The following is a 25,732-nucleotide window of genomic DNA, read 5'->3' on the forward strand; positions in this document are numbered from 1 at the left end:
GTCAGGACGGTGGTCACTCAACCAACCGGCCGTGGCGCACCTCTCGTGTGGCGCCGCCAACTGTATCGGTTGAGGAACCGATCATGTGGGGTAAGTCGCCGCCCGGATCCCACCGCCCGTCCACCCTGTGGGCACTCCTCCCCACCCCGATCACCCCACCGAGTGATCGCCGAACGGTCGCCGAATGGTCCCCATCCACACGCCAAGCCCCCGGGAACGGAAGCCGAACGGTCACCGCCCACCCACCCCTCCCGGCACCCACCCGGCACCCGAGCGGGGGTTCCCCACCACCCCGCCGAAAAACCTCCCGAAGCTTGTGGATCACGCAGGTGAACCCCACCCGACCGCCAGATGTCGCGACGACCGCTTGATCTAGGCGCTGGCGGGTCCCCGAGCTGTGAGGTGTGGATTTGTAGGCCACGAATGTGATGCCTGCGGAGGTCTGCCTGCTACACGGGCTGGGCATCGCCCGACGGCGCCAACGAAGTGGCGAGTGTGTGTTGAAGGTTGGCGCGTGGGCGGTGTGGCGAAGGAAGAGCGTTCGGGTGGCGTGTTGAGACCGAGTGGTGCGCTGGGGTGGGGATTCCGGTGTGAGTGGTGCCGGAAGCGCGGATCAGTGGGCGGGGAGAAGCCGGGGTGGCGGCCCTGGTGGATCTAGGTGTCGGCGCGAGGTGGGTTGGCGGGCGCTGGTTCAGGAGTCCGCGGGTGGGGACGGGTGGTGACAGGGAAAGGCGGGTTGGGGGGTTGAGAGGGATGGGTGTGGGGCTGCGGAGGGGCGCATTTGGTGGCGGGCGGTGGGGTGGGGGACGTGGGTCGAGTTGTGAGGCTGGGTGGCGCGGGCGGGGTTGGTGTCGGGCGGCGGGGCGGTGGGAGGGCGGGTTAGTGGGTGGGGGTGGTGTTGGGTGGTCGGGTGGTGGCTGGGCGGGAGTTGGGTGGTGGGGTGATGGGCTGGAGGGGGTCCGGGGGTGGGGTGTGGGGGTCGAGGGTGCCTTGGTGCCATAGGCGGGCGTAGGGGCCGTTGGCGGCTAGGAGGGTGGGGTGGGGGCCTTGTTCGATGATGCGGCCGTTGGCTAGGACGAGGATGTGGTCGGCTTGGGCGGCGGTGGCGAGGCGGTGGGCGACGACGAAGGTGGTGCGGTGGGCGGTGAGGTGTTGGCTGGCTTGGAGGACGGCGGTCTCGGTGGCCGGGTCCAGGGCGGCGGTGGCCTCGTCGAGCAGGAGGATGTCGGGGGCGACGAGTTCGGCGCGGGCTAGGGCGATGAGTTGGCGTTGGCCCGCGGACAGGCCCTGGCCGCGTTCGCCGACGGGGTGGCGGAAGCCGTTGGTGAGGGTGGCGACCATGGGGAGGGCGCCGACGTCGCGGGTGGCGGACTCGATGGCCGACGGCGGGGAGTCGGGGCGGCCGTAGGCGATGTTGCGGGCCACGTCGCCGGTGAACAGGTGGGCTTCCTGGGGGACGACGCCGAGGCGGGAGCGGTAGTCCGACGGGGTGTAGGACCGCAGGTCGACGCCGTCGACCAGGACCGCGCCCTCGGTCGGGTCGTAGAACCGGGCGATCAGCTTGACCACAGTGGACTTGCCCGCCCCCGTGGCACCGACCAGCGCCACCGTCTCCCCGGCCCGCACCTTCAGCGACAGCCCGGACACCGCCGGGCGGTCCGTCCCCGGGTAGGTGAAGGTCACGTCCCGCAGCTCGACCTCCCCGGCCAGCCGCGTCGGCACCGGTGTCGGGTCGGTCGGCGGCACCACCGAGGTCGGCGTGCGCAGCAGGTCGGCGATGCGCCGCAGCCCGACCCTGGCCTGCTGGTACCCGTCGAACACCGTCGACAGCTGCTGCACCGGCGCGAAGAACAGCCCCAGGTACAGCAGGAACGCCAGCAGCACCCCCGGGCTCAGGTCCCCGGTCGCCACCCGGTTCGCGCCCACCACCAGCACCGCGGCCTGACCGAGCCCGGACAGCATCGTCACGAACGGGAAGTACGTCGAGATGTAGCGCTGCGCGCGCAGCCTGGTCCGCCGGTAGGCGTCGCTGCGCGCCTCGAACCGCTGCGCCGACACCTCTTCCCGCGTGTACGCCTGCGCCACCCGCAGCCCGGTCACGTTCTCCTGCATGTCCGCGTTGACCGCGCTGACCTCCTCCCTGGCCTGCGTGTACGCCGAGGACGCCAGCCGCTGGAAGACCACCGTCGCCACCACGAGCACCGGCACCGCCGCCAGCGCGACCAAGGCCAGTGACAGGTCGGTCGCCAGCAGCGCCACCGTCACCGCGGCCACGGTCACCACGCTGGCCACCGCCGTGGTCAGCCCGGTCTGCAGGAACGTGGACAGCGCGTCGACGTCGGTCGTCATCCTGGTCATGATCCGACCGGCCAGCTCGCGCTCGTAGTAGTCCAACCCGAGCCGTTGCAGGTGCGCGTAACTGCGGACGCGCAGCAGGTAGAGCAACCGCTCGCCGACGCGCGCGGTCAGCACCGTTCCCGCTGCCGTGTTCAGCCACATGATTACGACCAACCCGGCCGCCAGCACGGTCACCACCACCAACGTGCTCACCGTCCCGGTCAGCACACCCGCGTCGATGCCGTGCCGGAACAGCGCGGGCATCGCCACCGCCGTCACCGAGTCGAGCACCACCAAGCCGAGCACCGCCGCCAACGCCCACCGCGCGTGCCGCAGCAACCCGCGCAGCCGGAACCCCGGATCGGGCTTCGTCGGGTCCTCACCGCGCAGCTGGGGCACGTCCACCGCTGGTGGCAGAGCCCGCACCCTGGCCAGCAGGTCCTCTGTCGCAGGCAACCCGCTCAACGCCGCCGCCGCGCTCCCGCCCATCCGGCCACCCCGACCCCCGGGCGGCCCGATCGACGGCTGCGCGTTCCGCACGGTCGCCTCCGCCTCGGGCGCGTCGTCAGGCCACAGCGACGCGGTGATCCCGTCCGGACCCGGCGCCACCGGGGCTACACCGGCCCGTTCCTCGATCGCCTCGCCAGGACCGGCCAGCAGCAACCGGTACAGCTCGCACCGCGCGGTCAGCTCCTGGTGCGTGCCCACGTCGACCACGGTGCCCTTGTCCAGCACGGCGATCCGGTCGGCCAGAGCCAATGTGGACCGCCGGTGCGCGATCAGCAGCGTCGTCCGCTGCGCCGTCACCGCGCGCAGCGTGTCGTGGATGGCCGACTCGGTCAGCGTGTCCACCGCCGAGGTCGCGTCGTCGAGCACCAGCACCCTGGGGTCCGACAGCAGCGCCCTGGCCAGCGCCACCCGTTGCCGCTGCCCGCCGGACAGCGTCAACCCGCGCTCACCGACCACCGTGTCGTACCCATCGGGCAGTTCGGTGATGAACTCGTGCGCCTGCGCCGCCCGCGCGGCCGCCTCCACGTCCGCCGCCGTCGCGTCCGGTCTGCCGTAGGCGATGTTGGCGCCCACCGAGTCCGAGAACAGGAACGCCTCCTCGAACACCACCCCGACCGTGCCGCGCAACGACGCCAACCGCAGATCCCGCAGGTCGACCCCGCCGATCCGGATCGCACCGGACTGCGCGTCGTAGAACCGGGGCAGCAGCAGCGACACCGTGGACTTGCCCGACCCCGCCGTCCCCACCAGCGCCAGCGTCTCCCCGGGCGAGACCCGCAGGCTCACCCCGTCGAGCACCGGCTCACTGCGCGTGTACCCGAACCGCACGTCGTCCAGCTCGACCGCGACCGGACCGGCGGGCACGTCGACCGCGTCCGGCTTCTCGGTCACGTCCGGCTGCGAGTCGACCAGTTCGTAGACCCGCTCCACCCCGGCCCTGGCCAGCTGCGCGTTCACCAGCAGCCCCGCCAACATCCTGGTCGGCCCCACCAGGTTCGCCACGTACCCGGCGAAGGCCAGGAACGTCCCCAGGGTGACCTGCCCGCGCAACGCCATGTACCCGCCGAGCGCCAGCACCGCCACCTGCCCGGCCGCGGGCATCGCCACCAGCGTCGCCGCGGGCCTAGAGGTGATCCGCGCGCTGCGCATCCGTTCCGCATAGAGCTTGCGCGCGGCCCGCTCCAGCTGAGTGACCTCTCGCGCCTCTTGCCCGAAACCCTTCACCACACGGACCCCGGTGACGGTCTCCTCCACCTGCTGCGCCACGTCGGCAGCGCTCTGCTGCGCCGACCACGTCGCCGGGAACAGCCGCGTCCTGCTCCGCGCGGCCACCACCGCCACCACCGGCGTCACCACCAGCGCGACCACGGTCAACAACGGCGACAGCCACAACATCGCGGCCAGCGCCAGCACGGCGAACACCACCGTGCCGACCGACAGCGGCACCATCATCAGCAGCCCCTGCACCAGTTGCAGGTCGGTGATCGAGCGGGACACCACCTGCCCGGTGCGCAACGCGTCCTGCTTGCCGCCGTCGAGCCGCTGCACCGCGCGGAACACCGCCTGGCGCAGGTCGTGCTGCACGTCCAGGGCCAGCCTGCCGCCCAGGTAGCGGCGCAGGAACGCGCTGGTGAAGGTCAGCACCTCCAGCCCGACCAGCCCGGCGACCAGCCAGCCGAGCCCGTCGGTGTGGCCCGCGACCGCGCCGTCGATGACGAACTTGACCAGCAGCGGCCCGACCGCCTGGAAGCCGACGCCGACCACCGACGCCGCCAGCGAGAGCAGCACCAGGGCGCGGTGCCGCCAGCAGGCGGTGCTGAGTCGGCGGATCCAACCGGGGGATGTCGTCACCCGGCCAGCGTAAGCACGAGGCCGCCCTCCGCGGGGAGGACGGCCTCGGCTGTGCACAACCCAGGGGGTTGTGGATAACTCAGGTGATGTCGCGCTTGGCGTTGCGGGCCAGCCCGGCGCCGAAGAGCGCGGCGGTCCAGGCCAGGAAGATCAGGCCGCTCACCCACAGCGAGAACGCGCCGGGCGCACCGGCGCCTGCCCGCACCACCGACTCGACGTTCTCCTTGGTGTCCGCGCTGATGTCGCCACCGCGGCTGAGCACGATCTCCTGGATCTGCTCGAACAGCAGCGTGCTCGCCGTCGACCCGGTCAACCCGTTGGCCGACCCGTTGAGCATCACGCCCGCCAGGTTCGGCACGTCCGTGCTGGCCAGCAGCAGCTCGCTGACCGGTCCGACGATCAGGGAGTAGACCAGCAGGATGACCACCGCGCCGGTGGTCGAGCCGATCAGCGCGCCGACGCCGACGCCGACCAGCGTCCACAGCACGATCTGGATGATCCCGGCGAGCAGGATCAGGAACCACTGCTTGCCGTCGGGCAGGTAGTTGCTCGACGCCCCGGTCGCGGTGCCCGCGCTGACCAGCAGCGCCACCGCGACGCCGTAGATCAGGCCCCAGATGACGTAGGTGACGGCCTTCGCGCCGAGCACCGCCGCCCTGGTCGGGCTGGTCAGGAACGTGGTGGTGATGGTCCGGTGCCGCAGCTCCGAGGAGATCGCCAGCGCGCCGAAGACCATCGGGAAGATCGAGGACAGGTTGATCGCCCTGGTCAGTGCGATCACCGACCAGGAGATCTCGTCGATGGGCACCTCGAACCGGGAGAACACCGAGTCGTTGGCCAGGCCGTCGGCGACATCGGTGGCCAGCGCTGACCAGCCGAGGGCGACGAAGAAGGCCATCGCGAGCGCCGGGATGAGCAGCGCCCACCACAGCTTGGTGGTGAGGATCTTGCGGAACTCCGCCGTGATCAAGTCGCCCATCAGGCCTTGCCCTCCTCGCCCGTCGAGCCCTGGCTTGGAGCCTCGCCGCTAGGTGTGTCCGGTGTGGTCGTGTCCGCTGCGTCCGGGGGCGGCGGCGCGGGGGCCACCTCGACCGGACGGGGTTCTGGGGTCGTGGCCTGCGTCGGCTGCTCTTCGGACAACGCGCTCGGCGGCATAACAGCGGGCGGTTGCTCTACCGGCGGCACGGCGGTCGGAACCACCGGCGGCTGGTACGGCGACGTGGGCTGCGGTGCCTGGTAGGGCGAGGTCTGCTGGTACGGCTGCTGGTACTGCGCCTGGTTCGGATCCTGCGGTGGTAGCTGCGGGACGACAGGTGGCGCTACCGGCTGCTGGTACCCGGTCTGCTGGTACGGCGAAGGCTGCTGGAACTGCTGGGGCTGCTGGAACTGCGGAGGGGCCTGGTAGCCCCCGTACTGCGGCGCCTGCTGCTGGTACCCGCCGTACTGCGGGGCCTGCGGCGGCGGGATCGGGCTGCCGAAGCCCGCCACCTGCTGCCCGCTGTCGTACCCGGGCGGCGCGTAGCCCTGCGCGCTGTACTGGCCGCTGGTCAACCGGAAGAACAGCTGCTCGAGGTCTGCCTGCTCCTCCTGCACCCCGTAGAGCGCGATCCCCGCCTTGGAGGCGATGTCACCGACCTGCTGCACCGTCGCGTCGACCACCGCGAGCCGACCGTCGGGCAGCAGCGTGACCGAGGAGTGCCCGGCCTCCTGCAGCGCCTTGGCCAGCGCCTGCGGGTCGGCGGGCTGCACCAGCACCCGGCTCTGCTGCGAGCGGCGCAGGTCCTCCAGGCTGCCGTAGTACACGGTCTGCCCGCGGCTGACGATCACCACCTGGTCGATGGTCTGCTCGACCTCGGCCAGCAGGTGGCTGGAGATCAGCACCGTTCGCCCGGACGCGGCGAAGGACTTGAGGAACGTGCGCAGCCAGGCGATGCCCTCCGGGTCCAGCCCGTTGGCAGGCTCGTCGAGCACCAGCACCTGCGGGTCGCCCAGCAGGGCGGTGGCCAGCGCCAGCCGCTGCTTCATGCCGAGCGAGAACCCGCCCGCCTTGCGGCCCGCCGCCCCGCCGAGGCCGACCAGCATCAGCACTTCCATCGCGCGCTGGTCGGGCAGCCCCATGGCCGCCGCGTACACCCGCAGGTGGTTGATCGCCGTGCGCTTGGGGTGGAAGCCCTGGGCCTCCAGCACCGCGCCGACGACCCGACCCGGGTTGCCCAGCTGGTGGAACGGCTGCCCGTTGATGGTGGCCTCGCCCGAGGACGGGTTCACCAACCCCAACAGCATCCGCAACGTCGTCGTCTTCCCGGCGCCGTTCGGCCCGAGGAACCCGGTCACCGAGCCCGGCTCCACCTGGAAGCTCAGGTTCTGCACCGCGGCCACGTGACCGAAGTTCTTGGTCAGGCCACGCACCACGATGCGACCACTACCGTCCTGCACAGGCTCCTCCAGCTCGCCGCCCCGTCGTGGCGGACATCTTGCCCCATGCCCACCCCGTTCCGTGGGGGCCTGGTCGACAAAACCGCCGGAACCCGCTGAATCGTTCACCCCGTGCGGACCTGGGGGTCACCCCGCGTCAGCGTGCCGTTCGCCAGGGGAGTCGTCGCGCACAACCGGTATCCGGTCGGTCACCTCGCATGGCGACTCGGGCGGCACCAACCGGGCCTGCCTGGCGAACGGGTTGCGCAGCGGCCGCTTCCGGTCCCGGTGCGGCACGCCCTCGCCGATCAGGTGCTCGTGCGCCATCCGCCAGACCTGGCAGGGCCACCGCTTGCCGCGCAACCCGCGCAGCCCCGCCGGGCACGCCTGGCAGCGGCTGTCCTCGTCGGGCTGGTGCACGGTCAGCAGCAGCCGCCAGCCGTCGGCGAGCCTGCTGATCTCGGCGCGGGCCAGGGGGAGCAACGTGGAGGCGTCGGCCGACCCGGCCGCCTCGTCCAACAGCGCCAACCGGCGCAACACCGCGGCGCGCAGCGGCTCACCCGCGTCGTCGGGACCGGCCTGCCCAGCGTCGTCCTGGGACCGGCCTGCCCGCTCGCGATCGGGACCGCCCGCGCGCCACATGGCGCGATCAGCCCGTCGCGCCGTCGAGCGCCCGACCGGCCGCCTGGTCCAACACCAACCCCAGCGAGCGCGTCTGCTGGGCCGAGAGCACCGCGGAGGCACCCGGCGGCGGCACCAGCACCACCCGGTCGTCCTCGACCAGCACGGTCAACGCGCGGTCCCTGCCGAACGGGTCGTGGCACCCGACGCACCAGCGAGGCTCAGTCACCGATCAAACATCGACCGAACCCGACCGCCACCCAAGTGACCACCGGTGGATTCACCTGATCGCGAGCTTTCTCACCCGATGGGGCTCAATGCCGTTCGACAAGTAATCACGACACCCACCCCCCAGTGCGGCGCCATCAAGCGTTTGCCCTTAAGCTGGATCTCGGTGGCCCGCTCCCAGTGACCCCCAGGCTGGTTGAGCGGGCCGCCCCTACACAACACCCCCCTGTGTCCACGGAGATCGTGGACCGGGGGGTTGTTTCGTTGTATCGCCCGGGGGCCGAGCCCCCGGACCCCCACGGTGCGATCGGCGGCGGACCCAGCGGGTTCGCTTGACCTTCGGTGGTCTCGTCGAGGTGTGCGACCGGTGGGGTTGTCGCCTATGGGTGCGATCGGCGCCGGACCCAGCGGGATTCGTTTCGGTAATGGGTGGCGACTATTCGCCGCGGTCTTGCTATTGCGAATTGCTCTCGACAAGGCGGTCGACCGCGGCGGGATTCGAGGTCGGCGTACCGGCTCCCTGATCCCTGCGTGCAGGGAGCCGGTACACCTCGATGGCCGTTCGAAGTGGTGATCGGCACCGGGGGAAACCGGGTCCGAACGGCGCTGCGGTCCTGGTGGCGGGGGCCCCGTCGCCGGGGCCCCGACCGACTACGCGAGCACGGTCTCCAGCGGGGTGCTGGGCAGGGAGTGCGCCTCGGCCACGGGGGCGTTGGTCAGGTGGCCCTGGTGGGTGTTGAGGCCGAGCGCGAGGGCCTTGTCGGCGGTGAGGGCCTTGTGCCAGCCCTGGTTGGCCAGCGCGACGGCGTAGGGCAGCGTCACGTTGGTCAGCGCGAACGTGGAGGTGTTCGGCACCGCGCCCGGCATGTTCGCCACGCAGTAGAAGATCGAGTTGTGCACCGGGTAGGTGGGCTCGGCGTGCGTGGTCGGCCGGGAGTCCTCGAAGCAGCCGCCCTGGTCGATGGCGATGTCGACGAGCACCGAGCCCGGCTTCATCTGCGCGACGAGCGCGTTGGAGATCAGCGTCGGCGCCTTGGCGCCGGGCACCAGCACCGCGCCGATGACCAGGTCGGCGTCCTTGGCGGCCTGCTCGACGGCGTAGCGGTTGGACGCCAGCGTGCGCACCCGGCCGTTGAACTGGGCGTCGAGCTGGCGCAGCCGGTCGACGTTGGTGTCGAGCACGGTCACGTCGGCGCCGAGGCCGAGCGCGATGGTGGCCGCGTTCACGCCGGAGACGCCGCCGCCGATGACCGCGACCTTGGCCGGGAGCACGCCGGGGACGCCGCCGGGCAGCACGCCGCGGCCGCCGGAGGGCTTCATCAGGGCGAACGCGCCGACCTGCGGGGCCAGCCGACCGGCGACCTCCGACATCGGGGCGAGCAGCGGCAGCGCGCCGTTGGCGGTCTGCACGGTCTCGTAGGCGATCGCGGTGGTGCCCGCCGCCAGCAGCGCCCTGGTCAGCGCCTCGTCGGCGGCCAGGTGCAGGTAGGTGAACAGGGTCTGGCCCGCGCGCAGGCGGGGGTACTCGACCGCGATCGGCTCCTTGACCTTGAGCACCAGGTCGCCCTCGGCCCACACGTCGTCCGCGGTGGCCAGGACCTTGGCGCCCGCGGCCAGGTACTCCTCGTCGGTGATGGCGGAGCCGAGGCCCGCGCCCGCCTCGACGAACACGTCGTGGCCGCGGGAGGTCAGCTCGTGCGCCCCTGCCGGGGTCAGCGCGACCCGGTACTCGTGGTTCTTGATCTCACGGGGAACGGCGATCTTCACCGGGGCTGTCCTCTCGGGTCCGTGGCTAGGCCATCTGGGGTGTCGTGTACCACGGTCGTGCAGCGCACGGCGCCTGTCATCGTTCTGACGCACCGAGAGTAAAGGCGTCTGGTAGTGCTCGCAGCACAATCCCCGACGGCGTACCCCGACCGGGTGGCTCAGCTCCAGCGGAGCGCGACGAGCTGGATGAGCAGCGCCAACCGGGTGTCCGGGTCGCCCAGGTCGGCGTCGACCGCGGCGGTGACGCGCGACATCCGGTACCGCAGCGTGTTGGGGTGGATGGTGAGCGCCGCGGCCGCGGCCCTGGGGTCGCCCGGGTGCCTGAGCCACTCGTAGAGCGTGTCGAGGTACCAGTCGGCGTCTTCCCGCGCGCGTAGATGCGCCAACGGCCCCACGTGCGCCACACCGGCCCCCGTCGACGCGACGGCAGTGCGGTGCAGTACCAGCACGGCCCACACGTCGTCGTGCGCGGCGACCGGCCCGGTGACCAGCCCGGCCCGCAGCAGGCTCAACGCCTCGTCCGCCTCGGCCCTGGACCTGGCCAGGTCGCTGACCGGGACCGGCGTGCCCGCGGCGGCCAGCGGACCGGTCGGCACCGCCAGCGCCTCCCGCAGCGCCGACCACCCGCCGGGCCCCGACCCGTCCGGCACGATCGCGTACAGCACGCCGTGCAGGTCGGCCACCACCGGCCGCCGCCCGACGCCGCCGGTCAGCCGTTCCAGCAGCGCCAGCCGGATGCCCTCGGCCCTCGGGTCGTCGGCCTGGGCGTCGATGGCCACCACCCGGTGCAGCTCGTCGGCGAGGTCGAGTTCGGCGGCCACCAGCCGGGCGCTGCCGGTCCCGTCGAGCACCGACCGCACCAACTCCGCCGAGCGCCTGCGGTCGCTGTCCTCGCGGGCCCGCCTGCGCAGCAGGTGCAGGGCGACCACGGGTGCGGCGTCGGCGAACGCGGCCGCGCGCTCGTCGGAGACCGGCCCCGCCACCACCGCCCACATCGACCCGAGCAGCTCGCCGCCCATCCGCACCGGGACGATCAGCCGCGGCAGCGTGCCGTCCTTCTGCGCGGGCACGAAGATCGCGGTGCGGCCCCGGCTCAGCTCCCGGAACACCCCGCGCGAGCGGAACCGGGCGAGCACGTCGTCGGGCACCCGGCGGCCCATGATCGTCGATACCCGCGCCGGGTCGGTGCGGTCCTGCCGCGCGGAGTAGGCCAGCACCCGGGAGTTCGCGTCCTCGATGGTGACCGGCGCGTCCACCACGGCGGCCGCGGCGTCGGCGAGCCGGAACAGGTCGCCGAACGGGCCGGGGTTGAGCGCGTCGGTCGCCTCGTCCGCCGCCGCGTCGAGCACCGAGCGCAGCAACCAGACCAGCTGCGCCCACGCCGTCGCCGCGTGCACCTCGACCAGCGCGACCCCGGCCTTCTGCGCGGCGGTGCGCACCGCGGTCCGCGCGGCGTGCGGCGGCTTGAGCAACACCGCGGCCGCGCTGTGCTGCCCGCACAGGCGCACCAGTTCCACCGCGTCCGCCGTGGACGCCGTGGCGACGCCGAGCACGAGGTCACCCGCCGACACCTGGGTCCGCTTGGCCGCCTCGGCGATCACCACGTCGGTCACGACCGGCGTCGGGTCGGGGGTGTGGACGGTGCGCAGCAGCGTGGGACCCATCCGGTCCACCACGCCGGGCACCGTGATCATCGCGCCACCTCCAGGTGGTCACGGTAGCCGCCCGCGCCCGGTCGCCTGTGGACGGTCAGCGGGCGGTGGCGGCCGAGAGCCAGGTAAGGCCCGCCACCGAGGTCATGCCCGCCTCGTTGGGGTGCATCGGCACCGCGGGCGCGGCGGGCCGCAGCGGCTCGACCCAGCGCCGGTGCGCGGGCTGGCACGCGTCGTGGGTGATCGAGTACGGGTACGGGTTCACGAACCGGGCACCCGCCGCCCGCGCGCGCTCACCCAGCGCGGTGTTGAGCGCCTTCTCGGCCCGGTCGAAGTACGCGGTGTCCCCCGCGGCGAACGGGACCTGCGGCCAGCAGCCCTTGGTCGGCGGCAAGATCCTGAGGTAGCCGACCACGATGACCGTCGCGCGCGGGGACCGCTGGTGGATCTCGGCGAGCACCCGGTCCACGAGGCCGCCGACGCGGGCGACCCGGTCGAGCAGTTCGTCGCGACCGCCCGCGGTGTAGTGCTCGCGGCACGGCGACCCGCTCGGGTCCTGCGCGCCGAGCCGCGCGCAGGTCGCCAGGATCTCGCCGAAACCGAAGTCGTTGCCGCCGATCGTGATCGTCACGAGGTCGGTGTCCGCGCGCAACACGTCGAATTGCGGAGGATTCTCGCCTTCCGGCACCGCTTGCGGGCGCGTCATGTGCACGGTTGTCGCGCCACCGCAACTCACGTCAACAAATCGGGTGACACGCAGCCACCGGGCCAACTTGCCCGCGTAGTTCGCCGATGAACGTCCACAGCCGGTCGGCGTCCCGTTCTGCCGCGGGATACCCGGTCCGGCAGCGTAAGAGTCGCCAAGTGCGACGTAGTGCTGGAACACCGGTCGCGGCGTCACGGCCACCGCGGGCGTCGTCGAAGCGCAGACGAGGAACACCGAGAGGGCGATCGCGGCGACGCGCATGCCCCGATCCTCACCCGAGCGGGTGGTATCAGCAACCGTTTCGGATATTCCAGACTGTGGACGGTCTGCCGGGCACCCGGTCAGCGCAGCTAGCTTCCTCCATACGGCTGTCAGCTAGACGATCAATCCCGAGGAGACCGAAGATGACCGACTCCGCCGCCTGGTCGTTCGAGACCAAGCAGGTCCACGCGGGCGCCGCGCCGGACCCGACCACCGGCGCCAGGGCGACCCCGATCTACCAGACCACCTCCTACGTCTTCCGCGACAGCCAGCACGGTGCCGACCTGTTCGCCCTCGTCGAGCCAGGCAACATCTACACCCGGATCATGAACCCGACCCAGGACGTGCTCGAGCAGCGCGTCGCGGCGCTGGAGGGCGGCGTCGCCGCGCTCGCGTTCGCCTCCGGGTCGGCGGCCACCACCGCGGCCATCCTCAACCTCGCCCAGTCCGGCGACCACATCGTCTCCAGCCCGTCGCTCTACGGCGGCACCTACAACCTGTTCCACTACACGCTGCCCAAGCTCGGCATCGAGGTCAGCTTCGTCGAGAACCAGGACGACCCCGAGCAGTGGCGCGCGGCGTCGCGGCCCAACACCAAGGCGTTCTTCGCCGAGACCCTGGCCAACCCGGGCAGCAACGTCCTCGACATCCGGACCGTCGCCGACACCGCGCACGAGGTCGGCGTTCCGCTGATCGTCGACAACACGGTGCCCACCCCGTACCTGCTGCGCCCGATCGAGCACGGCGCCGACATCGTGGTGCACTCGGCCACGAAGTACCTCGGCGGCCACGGCACGACCATCGCGGGCGTCCTGGTCGACGGCGGCACCTTCGACTTCGGCAAGGACCCGGCCCGCTTCCCCGGCTTCACCGAGCCGGACCCGAGCTACCACGGCCTCAAGTACTGGGAGGCCCTCGGCCCAGGCGCCTACGCCGCCAAGGCCCGCATCCAGGGCCTGCGCGACACCGGCGCGTCCATCTCGCCGTTCAGCGCCTTCCTGATCCTGCAGGGCATCGAGACGCTGTCGCTGCGCATCGAGCGGCACGTCGCCAACGCCCAGGCGCTCGCCGAGTGGCTCGAGCAGCGCGACGAGGTGGAGAAGGTCTACTACGCCGGTCTGCCGTCGAGCCCGTTCCACGCCGCGGCGCAGAAGTACCTGCCGCGCGGCGCCGGTGCCATCGTCTCCTTCGACCTGCGCGGCGGCGTCGAGGCGGGCCGCAAGTTCGTCGACGGCACCGAGCTGTTCAGCCAGCTGGTCAACATCGGCGACGTGCGCAGCCTGATCGTGCACCCGGCCAGCACCACCCACAGCCAGCTGGTCGAGGAGGAGCAGCTGTCCTCCGGCGTCACCCCGGGCCTGGTCCGGCTGTCGGTCGGCATCGAGAACCTCGAGGACCTCAAGGCGGACCTGGAGGCAGGCTTCCGGGCCGCCAAGGCCGAACTGTGAGCACCGCCCCCCTTCCCGCCACCGGTGCGTGGCGGGAGGGGGACCCCTCGGGGCGCCGCCAGTGGGTCGCGCTCGAGGGTCCAGTCCCCGGCGCGCGCATCGCCTACGAGACCTGGGGGACGCTGGCGCCGGACCGGTCGAACGCCGTCCTCGTGGAGCACGCGCTCACCGGCGACAGCCACGCCGCCGGACCCGCCTCGGAAGGCCACCCGACCGCCGGGTGGTGGGACGGCCTGATCGGACCGGGCCGGGCAGTCGACACCGACCGGTACTTCGTGGTCTGCCCCAACGTCCTCGGCGGCTGCCAGGGCACCACCGGCCCGTCGAGCCCCGCCCCGGACGGCCGCGCCTGGGGGAGCCGGTTCCCTTCCGTGGGGATCCGCGCGCAGGTGGCCGCTGAGGTCGTCCTAGCCGACGCGCTGGGCATTTCCCGATGGGCCGCCGTGCTGGGTGGCTCGATGGGCGGCATGCGCGCCTTGGAATGGGCTGTCGCCACGCCTGACCGGGTCGCCGCGCTGCTACTCCTCGCGTGCCCGGCGGCCGCCTCAGCTGAGCAGATCGCTTGGGCTTCGCCGCAACTGCACGCGATTCGCTCGGATCCGTACTGGCAGGGCGGGGATTACCACGACACCCCTGCGGGTCCGTCTGACGGCCTGGGGATCGCGCGGCGGATCGCTCATGTGACGTATCGCAGCGAGCCGGAGTTGGCTGCTCGGTTCGGCCGGGATGTGCAGCCGGATGGACGGTTCTCTGTCGAGTCCTATTTGGACTATCACGCGGCCAAGCTGGCTTATCGCTTTGATGCCGCTAGTTATGTGCTGCTGACTGAGGCGATGAATGGGCATGACGTGGGGGTGGGGCGGGGTGGGGTTGAGGCCGCTCTGTCTCGTGTTTCGGCGCGGACGGTTGTGGCTGGGGTGGACAGTGACCGGTTGTATCCGTTGGCGCAGCAGCAGGTGCTGGCAGATGGGATCCCGGGGGTGGATGGGTTACGGGTCATCACGTCCACGGCTGGGCATGATGGGTTTCTGACGGAGACGGGGCAGTTGTCGGCGTTGCTGAAGGAGTTGTTGTAAGGCGGGGGTGTTGGGTGCCTGTGGAGGGCTGGGTGGCGGCTGCGGGTTGGTTGTCCACAGGGGGCTGAGTTGTCCACAGGCCCTGCTTTCAGCCTCTCTGGGCTTGCGTTCCCTTGAGTAGGCTGTGTATTCGGGGGTCTTTGGGGCGGGTTGATCTTGTTGGCTGTGGGCGGCAGGGCGTTGAGCTGGGGGAAGACCGGGTCTCGGGCCTTCGCTTCGCTGCGGTAGACGCCTCGGCTGCGCCATCGACTTGACGCGAGAAATGCGAAAAGCTCGATGGGGCGAACTTGTTTTGCGCGGGGCCCCTACGACACCCGGGGAAGGGCTAAAAGCAGGGGGCCACAGAGCGGCCCTCCCCTGCCCCTGACGACGCTACGGGTGCCGTCCCCCCACACAAAACAAGTCCGCCCCATCGAGCAGTTGGCACCAGCGCCTTCGTGGAGCGCGTGGGGGCCACCGTCGTCAGCGGGCGTCTCGGGCCACCGTTGTCGAGGTCTTGGCCAGTCGTAGGTGGTGGGCTGGGACTGGGTGTGGGGACTTGGTGGGGCGTGAGGCCTGTAAGAGGGGCCTGGGGGGTTAGGCCTCGTGGAGCCAGGTGGGGATGGGGAGGGCTCGGTTGAGGCATTCCTCGGACAGGCGGAGGGTCCAGCGGAGGGCTTGGACCATGAGGGTGGCCATCTCCTCCGGTGCCGCGTTGGTCAGGGCTATGTCGATTTGGGCTTTGGCGCCGTCGGTGTCGCCGTGGACTTGGGCCAGGAGGGTGCGGACGGCGGTTCGGACGGGGGGATCTGCCTCGTCGATGGGGACTTCGTGGCCGTCGTCGTCGTAGACCTGCATTTTGACGGGGGTGGTGCCGCCGGAGCCGAGGGCGGAGACCATGGCGCTGCACTCGTGGAAGAGCAGGAGCATGAGTTCGCTGGCGTCGGCGTGGCTGTCGGGGGTGGCGCGGACGGCGGCGGCGACGCGGTCGAGGGCGCCGTCGTCCTCACCGGCGCGCATGGCGGCCAGTGCGCCCGCGGCGGCCTCGGTGAGGCGCTTCCTGCGCGCCGGGTCGGAGTCGTCCACGTCCCTCATCCTGCAACAGCGGGCCGCCGCGCGGGGAGATCCGCCGTCGTCGATTCGCTCAGTTGGCGGTGAGCGGCGCGTCGGGGTTCAGCCGCGCCCGGGTGCGATGTCGTCCACCCCACCCGGACAGCCGAACGCCGGTCCCTCCGCTGTGCGGACGCCCTGCTCGGCCCACCAGGTGGCCTCGGCGTGGTCGCGGACGCCGAGCACGCCGACCGAGGCGCCGGTCGAGCGCAGGGCCGCGATCAGCTCCGTGGTGGCCCGGACCGGCACGGCCTCGCGCGGCAGCCAGTCGGGTCGCCAGCCCTCGAACGGGTCGGACAGCACCACCGTGCGCACGCCGAACCGCTCCACCATGGCCACCTCGCGCGGGCCGCCGGTGAACCCGTGCACCGCGGTGACGACGCCGATGTCGCTGAGCGTGCGCAGGTTGTCCTGCGCGTCGCCGCGGCAGCCGAGGACGGCGGCGGTGTCGAGGCCGATCTCCAGCGCGCCCGGGTCCACGCAGGTCGCGCCGAGCACCGCGTTGACCGTGGCCGACAGGTCGGCGTCGGCGGACTGGGTCGGGGACAGCAGGACCCGCTGGACGGCCTCGCCCTTGTCGGCGACCGGGGCGAACCGCGCCGACCAGCGGTCGAGGTGTTCGGCGGACTGCGTGAGCAGCCACGGCCCCAGCGGCACCGACAGGCCGGTCAGCTCGGCCAACTCCGCGGTGTCGCGGTCGGCGGGCAGGTGCGCCAGCGCCCGCACCCGGACCGTGGTGAGGTCCGCGAGCCGCACGACCGGCTGGTAGGCGACCCGCAGTTCGCCGTTCTCCCAGGCCGCGGGCAGCCCGGTGGCCAGGGTGCCGAGCTTGCGCGCCGCCCGGTCGGCGTGGGCGTCGAACTCGGTCCACTGGTGCCTGCCCAGCGACCGCGCGTGCCGCTGGGCCGCGTCGGCCGCCCGGAACATCTCGGTCGCCGACATCTCCGCCTTGGTGCACCGGACCGCGCCGGTGGTAGCGCTAACTGCCAGGCCGACGCCGCCGCCGTCGTAGTCCGGTTCAGACAGTTCGGCCTCTAGCGCACTGACCAGCGTGGACACTTCCGGCGGCGGGGACTCGTGCGCGATAAGAACGGCGAACTCGTCACCGCCGATCCGCGCCACCAACGCCTGCTTACCCTCTACCGCCGCCGTGAGCCGGTTCGCGACCGTGCGCAGCATCCGGTCGCCGGTCGCGTGCCCGTAGGTGGTGTTGACCAACGCGAAGGCGTCTAAATCCAGGCAGAGCAGCGTCAACAGCCGCTCCGGTGGGGTCTGCGCGTGCATCGCTTCCAGCCGCGACTCGAAGTGCAGCCGGTTCGGTAGACCGGTCAACGCGTCGTGCAGGCTCTGGTGGCTGAGTTGGTTGCCCAGCAGTTGGATCTCGCTGAGGTCTTGCACCATCGTCACCCGGTAGCGCGCGACCCCGTTGTCGTCACGCAGCATCGACGTCGTCAGGTAGACCCACGCGGTGTCACCGTTCGGTCTGACCACTCTTCGACGGTCTGCCTCGCCGACCACGAGCGGCGGCTCGTCGTCGTCGGCGATGAACTCGGCCAGTGTGCGCTGCCGCAGGTCCTCGGTCGGACGGCCCAAGATCGTGGCGAGCGCCGGGTTGGTCTCGACGAAGGTGCCGTCCAGCTCGGTGATCGCGATACCGACGGCGGCCGCGTCGAACACCTCCCGGAACCGGCTCTCGGTGGCCCGGCGGTCGCGTTCGGCGCGCTGCTTGGCGGTCAGCAGCGCCAGCTTCATGTTCTCCTGCTGGGCCAGCGTCCGCTTGCGCAGCGCGGCGGCGTACCCGGCGGCGACCGAGGCGAGCAGCCCGGCCACCGGCCGCGCGCCGAACCCGGCGTCGGCGAGCCCGTCGGCCAGCACGCCGAGGGAGCCCTCCAGGGTCTTCTCCCCGGTCAGCGCGCCCTCCACCATCAGCTCACCCACCCGCGACCCGACCGAGGAGTCCGAGTCGCCGGTGGCCAGCGCGGTGGTCAGCCTGCCGAGCAGGCCGGTGAGCAGGGCGTGCACCTCGGTCGACGACCTGGGCACGTAGGCGGTGGCGGCGACGACCCGCACCCAGGCGAGGACGAGACCCGCTTGGTCGCCGTCCGGGTCGTTGGCTGCGTCAGGCATGGCTCACGGCGTCAGCGCTTGCGCCCGACGCCGGCGTAGATCCCGGCCCGGTTCGGGTCGCCGCCGTCGTCGAAGCCCAGGTCCGGTCGCCACAGCGCGGTCGGCACCACCCCGGGCTCCTCCAGGTCGAACCCGGCGAACAGGGCGGTGATCTCGGCCAGCGAGCGCGGGTACATCGGGTCCCGGCTCGACTTCATCACCTCGACCACCCGGTCCATCTCGGCGGGCATCAGGTCCCTGGTGAACTGCGAGAACGCCAGGTACGAGCCGGGGGCGATGGCGTCGCGGTAGCGGGCGACCAGCGCGGCGGGGTCCTTCTCCGGCGGCACGAAGTGGAACACCCCGGCCATCAGCAGCCCGATCGGCTGGTCGAAGTCGAGCAGCTCGCGGGTCTGCGGCGCGTCCAGGATGTCCTGCGGGCGGGTCAGGTCGGCCTGCACGATGGTGGCCAGCGGGTTGTCGGCGAGCATCAGCGTGCTGTGCGCGTAGGCGACTTCCTCGTAGTCGACGTAGACCACCCGGGAGGTCGGGTCGGCGGTCTGCGCGATCTCGTGCACGTTGCCCACGGTCGGGATGCCGGAGCCCAGGTCCAGGAACTGGCGCACCCCGCGCTCGACGAGCATCAGCACCGAGCGGCGCAGGAACGAGCGGTTGTGCCTGGCGATCTCGCGGGCGTTGGGCTGCGCCTTGATGAACCGCTCCGCCAGCTCCCGGTCGTGCGCGAAGTTGTGCGCGCCACCGAGCAGGTAGTCGTAGAGCCGCGCCGCGCTCGGCCGCTCCAGATCGATCCCATCCGGGACCCAGCTGGTCGCGTCCGCGCCCGCCCGGTCCATCCCCGGCACGCTCACCCGTCGCCGCCCGTCACTTGGTCTGCTCACCGCTCGGTGACCGGAAGGTTACTCACCCGACAGGGTAGCCGGACAGGAGCCGAACGTCTTGCCCTGACAGGGACGTTGGGCTCGCCGGACCGGGGGCCGGGTGGACACCGGCATCCGCCCAGGTGGGCAGTGGTCTAGGCCTATGTCACCCGCCGACCGCCCTCCCGGCGGAGGCTAGGCGCGGGCGGGTACTAGAGCTGCTAAAGCCATCGCGGTGAGCAGGTCGGCCATCTGGGCGCGGTCGAGGTGCCTGCTGTGCGGGGTCGAGTTGATCAACCCGAACACCGCGTGCGCCTGGGCCCGCGCGGTCGGCTCCTCGGTCGCGGGCACCGCCGTCCGGACCACCTCGACCCACAGCTCGACGTAGCGCCGCTGCAGCCCGCGCACCTTGCGCCGGTCCGGGTCGGTCAGGTTGCCCAGGTTGCGCTCCTGGACGGTGATCAGCGCCGGGTTGTCCAGCGCGAAGTCCACGTGGAAGCGGACCAGGTCCTCCAGCGTGTCGTGCGGTGAGCGGGCGGCGCCGACCCTGGCCTGGCCGCCGTCGAGCAGCACCTCGCTGATGGCCGTGAGCATCTCGCCGAGCATCGCGTCCTTGGACCGGAAGTGCCGGTAGAGCGCGGGGCCGGAGATGCCGACCGCCGAGCCGATGTCGTCGATGCCCACCCCGTGGAACCCGTGCCTGGCGAAGAGCTCGGCAGCCGCCGCGAGGATCTGCTCCCGCCTGCTCGGCTTGTCCGCGACGGGTTCCGCTGCTGGTGGCACCAGTTCATCGTATGGCAGGGGTGCGTAGGGGGTTAGCGGTGACTAACCGGATGACGTTCACCAACTGGCAAGGGTGAATAAGTTACCGAACGGTTCCGTGTTCGCCTGGTGGCTGGTAGTGATGATCGTGTCGGGAATCCCTCCCTGCCCCGGAGGCTTGCAATGCGTGTCCCCAAGTCCCTGCCCGTCCTCGTCCTGGCCGCGTTAGCCCTGGTCGGCCTGGCCACCCCCGCCTCAGCCGCCGTCGGCAAGTACGTCGCCCTCGGTGACTCCTACTCGTCCGGTCTCGGTGCCGGGAGCTACGGCAGCAGCGGTTCGTGCAAGCGCAGCGCGAACGCCTACCCCCAGCTCTGGGCCAACTCGCACGCGCCGTCCGCGTTCACCTTCGCGGCCTGCTCCGGCGCGGTGACCCAGGACGTGCTCAACGGCCAGGTCGCGTCGGTCACCGCCGACACCGCCCTGGTGACCATCTCCATCGGCGGCAACGACGCCGGGTTCGCCAGCGTCATGACCGACTGCAACCTCAGCTCCGACTCGGTGTGCGTCAGCCGCAACCAGACCGCGCAGAACTTCGCCCGCACCACCCTGCCGGGCAGGCTCGACTCGGTCTACCGCGCCATCCGCGACCGCGCCCCCTCGGCCCGTGTCGTCGTGCTCGGCTACCCGCGCATCTACAAGCCGAGCGGCTCCTGCGTCGTCGGCCTCAGCGAGACCAAGCGCGCCGCCATCAACCAGTCCTCGGACGTGCTCGCCACGGTCACCTCGGCCCGCGCCGCGGCCCACGGCTTCACCTTCGTCGACGCCCGCACCGCCTTCTCCGGCCACGAGATCTGCGCCTCGGGTGCCCGCTGGCTCAACAGCGTCACCTGGCCGGTCGAGGAGTCCTACCACCCCAACACCGCAGGCCAGAACAGCGGCTACCTCACCGCCCTGCGCTCGGTCACGGGCTGATCCACCCCCGATGGGGGCCACCCGGGAAACCGGGCGGCCCCCATCGGTCTGTCCGCACCCCTTACCCCTGTTCGACGCTGCGTGCCCCCGCGCGTCCGTGACCCCCTGATCCGGTCCACCGCCGTCCCTCGTTCGGGTGTGCGGCCGGTGCGCGCCGCGGTGGCGTCCCACCATGGAGGCACCCCCCGCTGGGCGAGGTGGTCGGCGCTACCCCGCCGGTCGCTGGACCTGGGTGTTAGCGAGCGCTAACATCGGGGGAGTAGTTAACGGTGGCTAACAGCGCGAGGAGCGGGATGGACGCGCCAAGGTTGCGCAGTGCCGTGGATCCGGCGGACGAGGGTTTCCAGCGCAACGCCAAGTCGCACGACGAGTTGACGCACGACCTGCGGGAGCGCTTGGACCAGGCGGCGCTCGGTGGGCCGGAGAAGGCGCGGGCCCGGCACGTCAGCCGGGGCAAGCTGCTGCCCAGGGACCGGGTCGACTCGCTGCTGGACCCCGGGTCGCCGTTCCTCGAGCTCTCCCCGCTGGCCGCGACGGGCCTCTACGGGGACGACGCGCCCGCCGCCGGGATCATCACCGGGGTCGGGCGGGTGTCGGGCCGGGAGGTCGTGGTCGTGGTCAACGACGCCACGGTCAAGGGCGGCACCTACTACCCGATGACGGTCAAGAAGCACCTGCGCGCCCAGGAGGTGGCGCTGCAGAACAACCTGCCCTGCGTCTACCTGGTCGACTCCGGCGGCGCGTTCCTGCCCAAGCAGGACGACGTGTTCCCCGACCGCGACCACTTCGGCCGGATCTTCTTCAACCAGGCGACCATGTCCGCCAAGGGCATCCCGCAGATCGCGGCGGTGCTCGGCTCGTGCACCGCCGGGGGCGCCTACGTCCCGGCGATGAGCGACGAGGCCGTCATCGTCCGCGACCAGGGCACGATCTTCCTCGGCGGTCCGCCGCTGGTGAAGGCCGCGACCGGTGAGGTCGTCAGCGCCGAGGATCTCGGCGGCGGCGACCTGCACTCCCGGGTCTCCGGGGTCACCGACCACCTCGCCGACGACGACGCGCACGCGCTGCGCATCGTCCGCTCCATCGTCTCCACCCTCGGACCGCGCGCCCCCCGACCGTGGGACGTCGCCGAGGTCGAGGAGCCCGCCGTCGACCCGTCGACCCTCTACGGTGTCGTGCCGACCGACTCGCGCACCCCCTACGACGTGCGCGAGGTCATCGCCCGCGTCGTCGACGGCAGCCGGTTCCGCGAGTTCAAGAAGGAGTACGGCTCGACCCTGGTCACCGGGTTCGCCCGGATCCACGGCCACCCGGTCGGCATCGTCGCCAACAACGGTGTGCTCTTCGCCGAGTCGGCGATGAAGGGCGCGCACTTCATCGAGCTGTGCGACCAGCGCTCCATCCCGCTGCTCTACCTGCAGAACATCACCGGCTTCATGGTCGGCCGCGACTACGAGGCGGGCGGCATCGCCAAGCACGGCGCGAAGATGGTCACCGCGACCGCGTGCGCCAGGGTGCCCAAGTTCACCGTGGTCATCGGCGGCTCGTTCGGCGCCGGCAACTACTCGATGTGCGGTCGGGCGTACTCGCCCCGGTTCCTGTGGATGTGGCCCAACGCGCGGATCAGCGTGATGGGCGGCGAGCAGGCCGCGTCGGTGCTCTCCACCGTGCGCCGCGACCAGATCGAGGGTGGCGGCGGCGACTGGTCGGTCGAGGACGAGGAGGCGTTCAAGGCGCCGATCCGCGACCAGTACGAGGCGCAGGGCAACCCGTACTACTCGACCGCCCGGCTGTGGGACGACGGGGTCATCGACCCCGCCGACACCCGCCAGGTGCTCGGCCTGGCGCTGGCGGCCTCGGCCAACGCGCCACTGGAACCTGTCCGCTACGGCGTCTTCCGGATGTGAGCATGTTCTCCAGCGTTCTGATCGCCAACCGGGGCGAGATCGCCGTCCGGGTCATCACCACCCTGCGCCGGATGGGCATCCGGTCGGTGGCCGTCTACAGCGACGCCGACGCGGGTGCCCGGCACGTGCGCGAGGCCGACGTGGCCGTGCGCATCGGGCCTGCCGCCGCGCGTGAGAGCTACCTGGCCATCGACAAGGTCGTCGCGGCCGCGCTAGAGACCGGCGCGGAGGCGGTGCATCCGGGGTACGGGTTCCTCGCGGAGAACGTCGAGTTCGCGCGGGCTTGCGCCGCCGCGGGCTTGGTCTTCATCGGCCCACCCGCGTCCGCCATCGACGCTATGGGCGACAAGATCCGGGCGAAGCTGACCGTTAGCGCTGCCGGGGTGCCTGTCGTTCCTGGGCGTACCCAGCCAGGTATGTCTGACGACGACCTAGTGGACGCCGCGGAGGAGATCGGCTACCCGGTACTCCTCAAGCCGTCCGCGGGCGGTGGCGGTAAGGGCATGCGGCTGGTCGAGGCGTCGGACGGGCTGCGCGCGGCCATCGAGTCCGCGCGGCGCGAGGCCCGCGGGTCCTTCGGCGACGAGACGCTGCTGATCGAGCGGTTCGTGCTGCGGCCCCGGCACATCGAGATCCAGGTGCTCGCCGACTCCCACGGGCACGCGATCCACCTCGGCGAGCGCGAGTGCAGCCTCCAGCGGCGGCACCAGAAGATCATCGAGGAAGCGCCGTCGCCACTGCTCGACGAGGCGACCCGGGCGCGGATGGGCGCGGCGGCGGTGGACGCGGCCAAGGCCGTCGACTACAGCGGCGCGGGCACCGTCGAGTTCATCGTCTCCGCCGACCGGCCCGACGAGTTCTTCTTCATGGAGATGAACACCAGGCTCCAGGTCGAGCACCCGGTCACCGAGCAGGTCACCGGCCTCGACCTGGTCGAACAGCAGATCCGGGTGGCGGCGGGGGAGCCGCTGGCGCTCGTGCAGGACGACGTGGTGCTGCGCGGGCACGCCGTCGAGGCCCGCGTGTACGCCGAGGACCCGAGCACCGGCTTCCTGCCCACCGGCGGGCGCGTGCTCGACGTGCGGTCGTCCGGGGCGGACTGGGCGCGGCTGGACTCCGGTCTGCTGCCCGGGTCGGTGGTCGGCTCCGACTACGACCCGATGCTGGCCAAGGTGATCACCTGGGGTGCCGACCGGGCGCAGGCCATCGACCGGCTCTCAGCGGCGCTGGGGTCGACGGCGGTGCTCGGCGTCGGCACGAACATCGCGTTCCTGAGGGCGTTGCTCGCCGACGCGGACGTGCGCGCGGGCAGGCTCGACACGCAGCTGGTGGAGCGCAGGCTCGACGAACTGACCAGGGCCGAGCCGGTGCCGGACGAGGTGTTCGCGGCGGCGGCGCTCGACGAGCTGCTCGCGTTGCAGCCCGCCGGTGGCGTCGTCGATCCGTGGTCGGTGCCCAGCGGGTGGCGGGTCGGCCGCCCCGCGCCGATCCCGTTCCGGCTGACCTGCGGCGACCGCGATGTGACCGTGTCGGTGACCGGGTCACCCGCCGCCGCGCGGGTCCAGGTCGGCGACGGGTCCGCTGTGGACGCGTCGGTGTCGCGTGTGGACGGCGAACTGCGGGTGACCCTCGGTGGTCGGAACCTGCGCTACGCCAGGGCGTTGGACGGCGACACGTTGTGGCTGGCGGCCGAGGGCCGCACCTGGGCGGTCGCCGAGCACTCCGCGCTCGAGGGCGCCGCGGCCACCGCGGCTGGCGGCGGCCCGATCACCAGCCCCATGCCCGGCACGGTGCTGGTGGTCAAGGTCTCGGCGGGTGAGCGGGTGGTCGCGGGCGCGCCGCTGCTGGTCGTCGAGGCGATGAAGATGGAGCACACGATCACCGCGAAGGTCGGTGGAGTCGTCTCCGAACTGCTGGTGCAGGCGGGCAACCAGGTCGCGCTGAACCAGACCCTTGCCGTGGTAACCCCATCGGAGGACTGACGTGATCGACCTGACCCTGCCCGAGGAGCACGAGGCGCTGCGCAAGACCGTGCAGGAGTTCGCCCGCGAGGAGGTCGCCCCGGTCATCGGCGACTTCTACGAGCGGGAGGAGTTCCCGTACGGGATCGTCGCCAAGATGGGCGCCATGGGCCTGTTCGGCCTGCCCATCGCCGAGGAGCACGGCGGCATGGGCGGCGACTACTTCGCGCTGTGCCTGGCGCTGGAGGAACTCGCGCGCGTCGACTCCTCGGTCGCGATCACCCTGGAGGCCGGGGTCTCCCTCGGCGCCATGCCGCTGGCGCGCTTCGGCACCGACGAGCAGAAGGAGCGCTGGCTGCCCGCCCTCGCCGCCGGTGAGCGGCTCGGCGCGTTCGGCCTGACCGAACCGGGCGGCGGCTCCGACGCTGGCGCGACCCGGACCACGGCCCGCCTCGAGGGCGGCGAGTGGGTGATCAACGGGTCGAAGGCGTTCATCACCAACTCCGGCACCGACATCACCTCGCACGTCACGGTCACCGCGGTGACCGGCGTGAAGGCCGACGGCCGCAAGGAGATCTCGACGATCATCGTCCCGGCGGGCACCCCCGGGTTCGCCGTGGGCAAGAAGTACTCCAAGGTCGGCTGGAACGCCTCGGACACCCACGAGCTCGCCTTCGACGACGTGCGGGTGCCGGAGGCGAACCTGCTCGGCGCGCGCGGCCGCGGGTACGCCCAGTTCCTGTCCACTTTGGACGAGGGCCGGGTGGCCATCGCCGCGCTGTCGGTCGGCCTGGCCCAGGGCTGCGTCGACGAGTCGCTCAAGTACGTGCACGAGCGCGAGGCCTTCGGCCGCAAGATCGGCGAGTACCAGGTCATCCAGTTCAAGATCGCCGACATGGAGACCCGGGTGCACACCGCCCGCCTCGCCTACTACGCCGCCGCCGCCAAGATGCTGCGCGGCCAGCCCTTCAAGCGCGAGGCCGCCATCGCCAAGCTCGTCGCCTCCAACGCGGCCATGGACAACTCCCGCGACGCCACCCAGATCTTCGGCGGCTACGGCTTCATGAACGAGTTCCCCGTCGGCCGCTTCTACCGCGACGCCAAGATCCTGGAGATCGGCGAGGGCACCAGCGAGGTCCAGCGCATGCTCATCGCCCGCGAACTCGGCCTCCGCTAGCCGGTCCC

At 71.7% G+C, this 25,732-nt stretch carries 18 protein-coding genes; 6 read left to right on the forward strand and 12 right to left on the reverse strand.

Going from position 1 to position 25,732, the window contains the following annotated elements:
- Positions 1–879 precede the first annotated feature (879 nt).
- The 8 genes from LV79_RS09510 to LV79_RS09545 all read right to left on the reverse strand — a co-directional run bounded on the left by LV79_RS09510 (position 880) and on the right by LV79_RS09545 (position 12,348).
- Complete coding sequence (locus LV79_RS09510; RefSeq protein ID WP_253834195.1) at positions 880–4,698, reverse strand: ABC transporter ATP-binding protein; 3,819 nt, start codon at positions 4,696–4,698, stop codon at positions 880–882.
- 79 nt (positions 4,699–4,777) lie between these two features.
- Positions 4,778–5,677, reverse strand: coding sequence for a hypothetical protein (locus LV79_RS09515; RefSeq protein ID WP_253834197.1), 900 nt, complete (start codon positions 5,675–5,677; stop codon positions 4,778–4,780).
- Complete coding sequence (locus LV79_RS09520; protein WP_372495294.1) at positions 5,677–7,134, reverse strand: ABC transporter ATP-binding protein; 1,458 nt, start codon at positions 7,132–7,134, stop codon at positions 5,677–5,679. The genes LV79_RS09515 and LV79_RS09520 overlap by 1 nt, the downstream gene beginning before the upstream one ends.
- 126 nt (positions 7,135–7,260) lie before the next feature.
- Positions 7,261–7,755 (reverse strand): hypothetical protein, encoded by a 495-nt coding sequence (locus tag LV79_RS09525; RefSeq protein ID WP_253834199.1) that lies wholly within the window; start codon positions 7,753–7,755, stop codon positions 7,261–7,263.
- 7 nt (positions 7,756–7,762) lie between these two features.
- Positions 7,763–7,963, reverse strand: a complete 201-nt coding sequence (locus LV79_RS09530; RefSeq protein ID WP_253834201.1) for a hypothetical protein — start codon at positions 7,961–7,963, stop codon at positions 7,763–7,765.
- 650 nt (positions 7,964–8,613) lie between these two features.
- Entirely contained in the window at positions 8,614–9,729 is a 1,116-nt protein-coding gene (gene ald / locus LV79_RS09535) for an alanine dehydrogenase (protein WP_253834203.1), read from the reverse strand.
- 158 nt (positions 9,730–9,887) lie between these two features.
- Complete coding sequence (locus LV79_RS09540) at positions 9,888–11,423, reverse strand: PucR family transcriptional regulator (protein ID WP_253834204.1); 1,536 nt, start codon at positions 11,421–11,423, stop codon at positions 9,888–9,890.
- Between the two features lie 55 nt (positions 11,424–11,478).
- Complete coding sequence (locus LV79_RS09545; RefSeq protein WP_253834206.1) at positions 11,479–12,348, reverse strand: SGNH/GDSL hydrolase family protein; 870 nt, start codon at positions 12,346–12,348, stop codon at positions 11,479–11,481.
- 143 nt (positions 12,349–12,491) lie between these two features.
- Between LV79_RS09545 and LV79_RS09550 the strand changes: the two genes are divergently transcribed.
- On the forward strand, positions 12,492–13,796 hold the full coding sequence (locus LV79_RS09550; RefSeq protein WP_253834208.1) for a bifunctional o-acetylhomoserine/o-acetylserine sulfhydrylase: 1,305 nt from the start codon (positions 12,492–12,494) through the stop codon (positions 13,794–13,796).
- A complete protein-coding gene (gene metX, locus LV79_RS09555) occupies positions 13,793–14,872 on the forward strand; it encodes a homoserine O-acetyltransferase MetX (protein ID WP_253834211.1) in 1,080 nt (359 codons plus the stop codon). The genes LV79_RS09550 and metX overlap by 4 nt, the downstream gene beginning before the upstream one ends.
- 576 nt (positions 14,873–15,448) lie before the next feature.
- Here the strand turns inward: metX and LV79_RS09560 are convergent.
- The 4 genes from LV79_RS09560 to LV79_RS09575 all read right to left on the reverse strand — a co-directional run bounded on the left by LV79_RS09560 (position 15,449) and on the right by LV79_RS09575 (position 19,728).
- The gene (locus tag LV79_RS09560; RefSeq protein ID WP_372495295.1) at positions 15,449–15,946 is read right to left on the reverse strand and encodes a hypothetical protein; all 498 of its coding nucleotides are present in this window, start codon (positions 15,944–15,946) and stop codon (positions 15,449–15,451) included.
- A 78-nt stretch (positions 15,947–16,024) separates the two neighbouring features.
- On the reverse strand, positions 16,025–18,088 hold the full coding sequence (locus LV79_RS09565; protein WP_253834225.1) for a diguanylate cyclase domain-containing protein: 2,064 nt from the start codon (positions 18,086–18,088) through the stop codon (positions 16,025–16,027).
- An 11-nt stretch (positions 18,089–18,099) separates the two neighbouring features.
- On the reverse strand, positions 18,100–18,921 hold the full coding sequence (locus LV79_RS09570) for an SAM-dependent methyltransferase (protein WP_253835952.1): 822 nt from the start codon (positions 18,919–18,921) through the stop codon (positions 18,100–18,102).
- A gap of 219 nt (positions 18,922–19,140) precedes the next feature.
- On the reverse strand, positions 19,141–19,728 hold the full coding sequence (locus LV79_RS09575) for an SACE_7040 family transcriptional regulator (protein ID WP_253834227.1): 588 nt from the start codon (positions 19,726–19,728) through the stop codon (positions 19,141–19,143).
- Positions 19,729–19,890: 162 nt separating this feature from the next.
- Here LV79_RS09575 and LV79_RS09580 point away from each other — a divergent pair, with 162 nt between their 5' ends.
- From LV79_RS09580 to LV79_RS09595, 4 genes are all read left to right on the forward strand, one after another.
- On the forward strand, positions 19,891–20,679 hold the full coding sequence (locus LV79_RS09580; RefSeq protein WP_253834228.1) for an SGNH/GDSL hydrolase family protein: 789 nt from the start codon (positions 19,891–19,893) through the stop codon (positions 20,677–20,679).
- A gap of 293 nt (positions 20,680–20,972) precedes the next feature.
- Positions 20,973–22,586, forward strand: a complete 1,614-nt coding sequence (locus tag LV79_RS09585; RefSeq protein ID WP_253834229.1) for a carboxyl transferase domain-containing protein — start codon at positions 20,973–20,975, stop codon at positions 22,584–22,586.
- A 2-nt stretch (positions 22,587–22,588) separates the two neighbouring features.
- Positions 22,589–24,568 carry an acetyl/propionyl/methylcrotonyl-CoA carboxylase subunit alpha gene (locus LV79_RS09590; protein WP_253834230.1) on the forward strand — a complete coding sequence of 660 codons (1,980 nt, stop codon included), beginning with the start codon at positions 22,589–22,591 and terminating at the stop codon, positions 24,566–24,568.
- Between the two features lies 1 nt (position 24,569).
- Positions 24,570–25,724, forward strand: coding sequence for an acyl-CoA dehydrogenase family protein (locus LV79_RS09595; protein WP_253834231.1), 1,155 nt, complete (start codon positions 24,570–24,572; stop codon positions 25,722–25,724).
- Positions 25,725–25,732 lie beyond the last annotated feature (8 nt).

The organism is Actinokineospora globicatena (assembly GCF_024171945.1).
Taxonomy (GTDB): domain Bacteria; phylum Actinomycetota; class Actinomycetes; order Mycobacteriales; family Pseudonocardiaceae; genus Actinokineospora; species Actinokineospora globicatena.

Bases quoted from the DNA above. Each gene is read 5' to 3' on its own strand.
- LV79_RS09515 (WP_253834197.1), bottom strand. From the start codon at position 5,677: ATGGGCGACTTGATCACGGCGGAGTTCCGCAAGATCCTCACCACCAAG.
- LV79_RS09525 (WP_253834199.1), bottom strand. From the start codon at position 7,755: ATGTGGCGCGCGGGCGGTCCCGATCGCGAGCGGGCAGGCCGGTCCCAG.
- LV79_RS09540 (WP_253834204.1), bottom strand. From the start codon at position 11,423: ATGATCACGGTGCCCGGCGTGGTGGACCGGATGGGTCCCACGCTGCTG.
- LV79_RS09545 (WP_253834206.1), bottom strand. From the start codon at position 12,348: ATGCGCGTCGCCGCGATCGCCCTCTCGGTGTTCCTCGTCTGCGCTTCG.
- LV79_RS09550 (WP_253834208.1), top strand. From the start codon at position 12,492: ATGACCGACTCCGCCGCCTGGTCGTTCGAGACCAAGCAGGTCCACGCG.
- LV79_RS09560 (WP_372495295.1), bottom strand. From the start codon at position 15,946: ATGAGGGACGTGGACGACTCCGACCCGGCGCGCAGGAAGCGCCTCACC.
- LV79_RS09565 (WP_253834225.1), bottom strand. From the start codon at position 18,088: ATGCCTGACGCAGCCAACGACCCGGACGGCGACCAAGCGGGTCTCGTC.
- LV79_RS09570 (WP_253835952.1), bottom strand. From the start codon at position 18,921: ATGGACCGGGCGGGCGCGGACGCGACCAGCTGGGTCCCGGATGGGATC.
- LV79_RS09580 (WP_253834228.1), top strand. From the start codon at position 19,891: ATGCGTGTCCCCAAGTCCCTGCCCGTCCTCGTCCTGGCCGCGTTAGCC.
- LV79_RS09585 (WP_253834229.1), top strand. From the start codon at position 20,973: ATGGACGCGCCAAGGTTGCGCAGTGCCGTGGATCCGGCGGACGAGGGT.
- LV79_RS09590 (WP_253834230.1), top strand. From the start codon at position 22,589: ATGTTCTCCAGCGTTCTGATCGCCAACCGGGGCGAGATCGCCGTCCGG.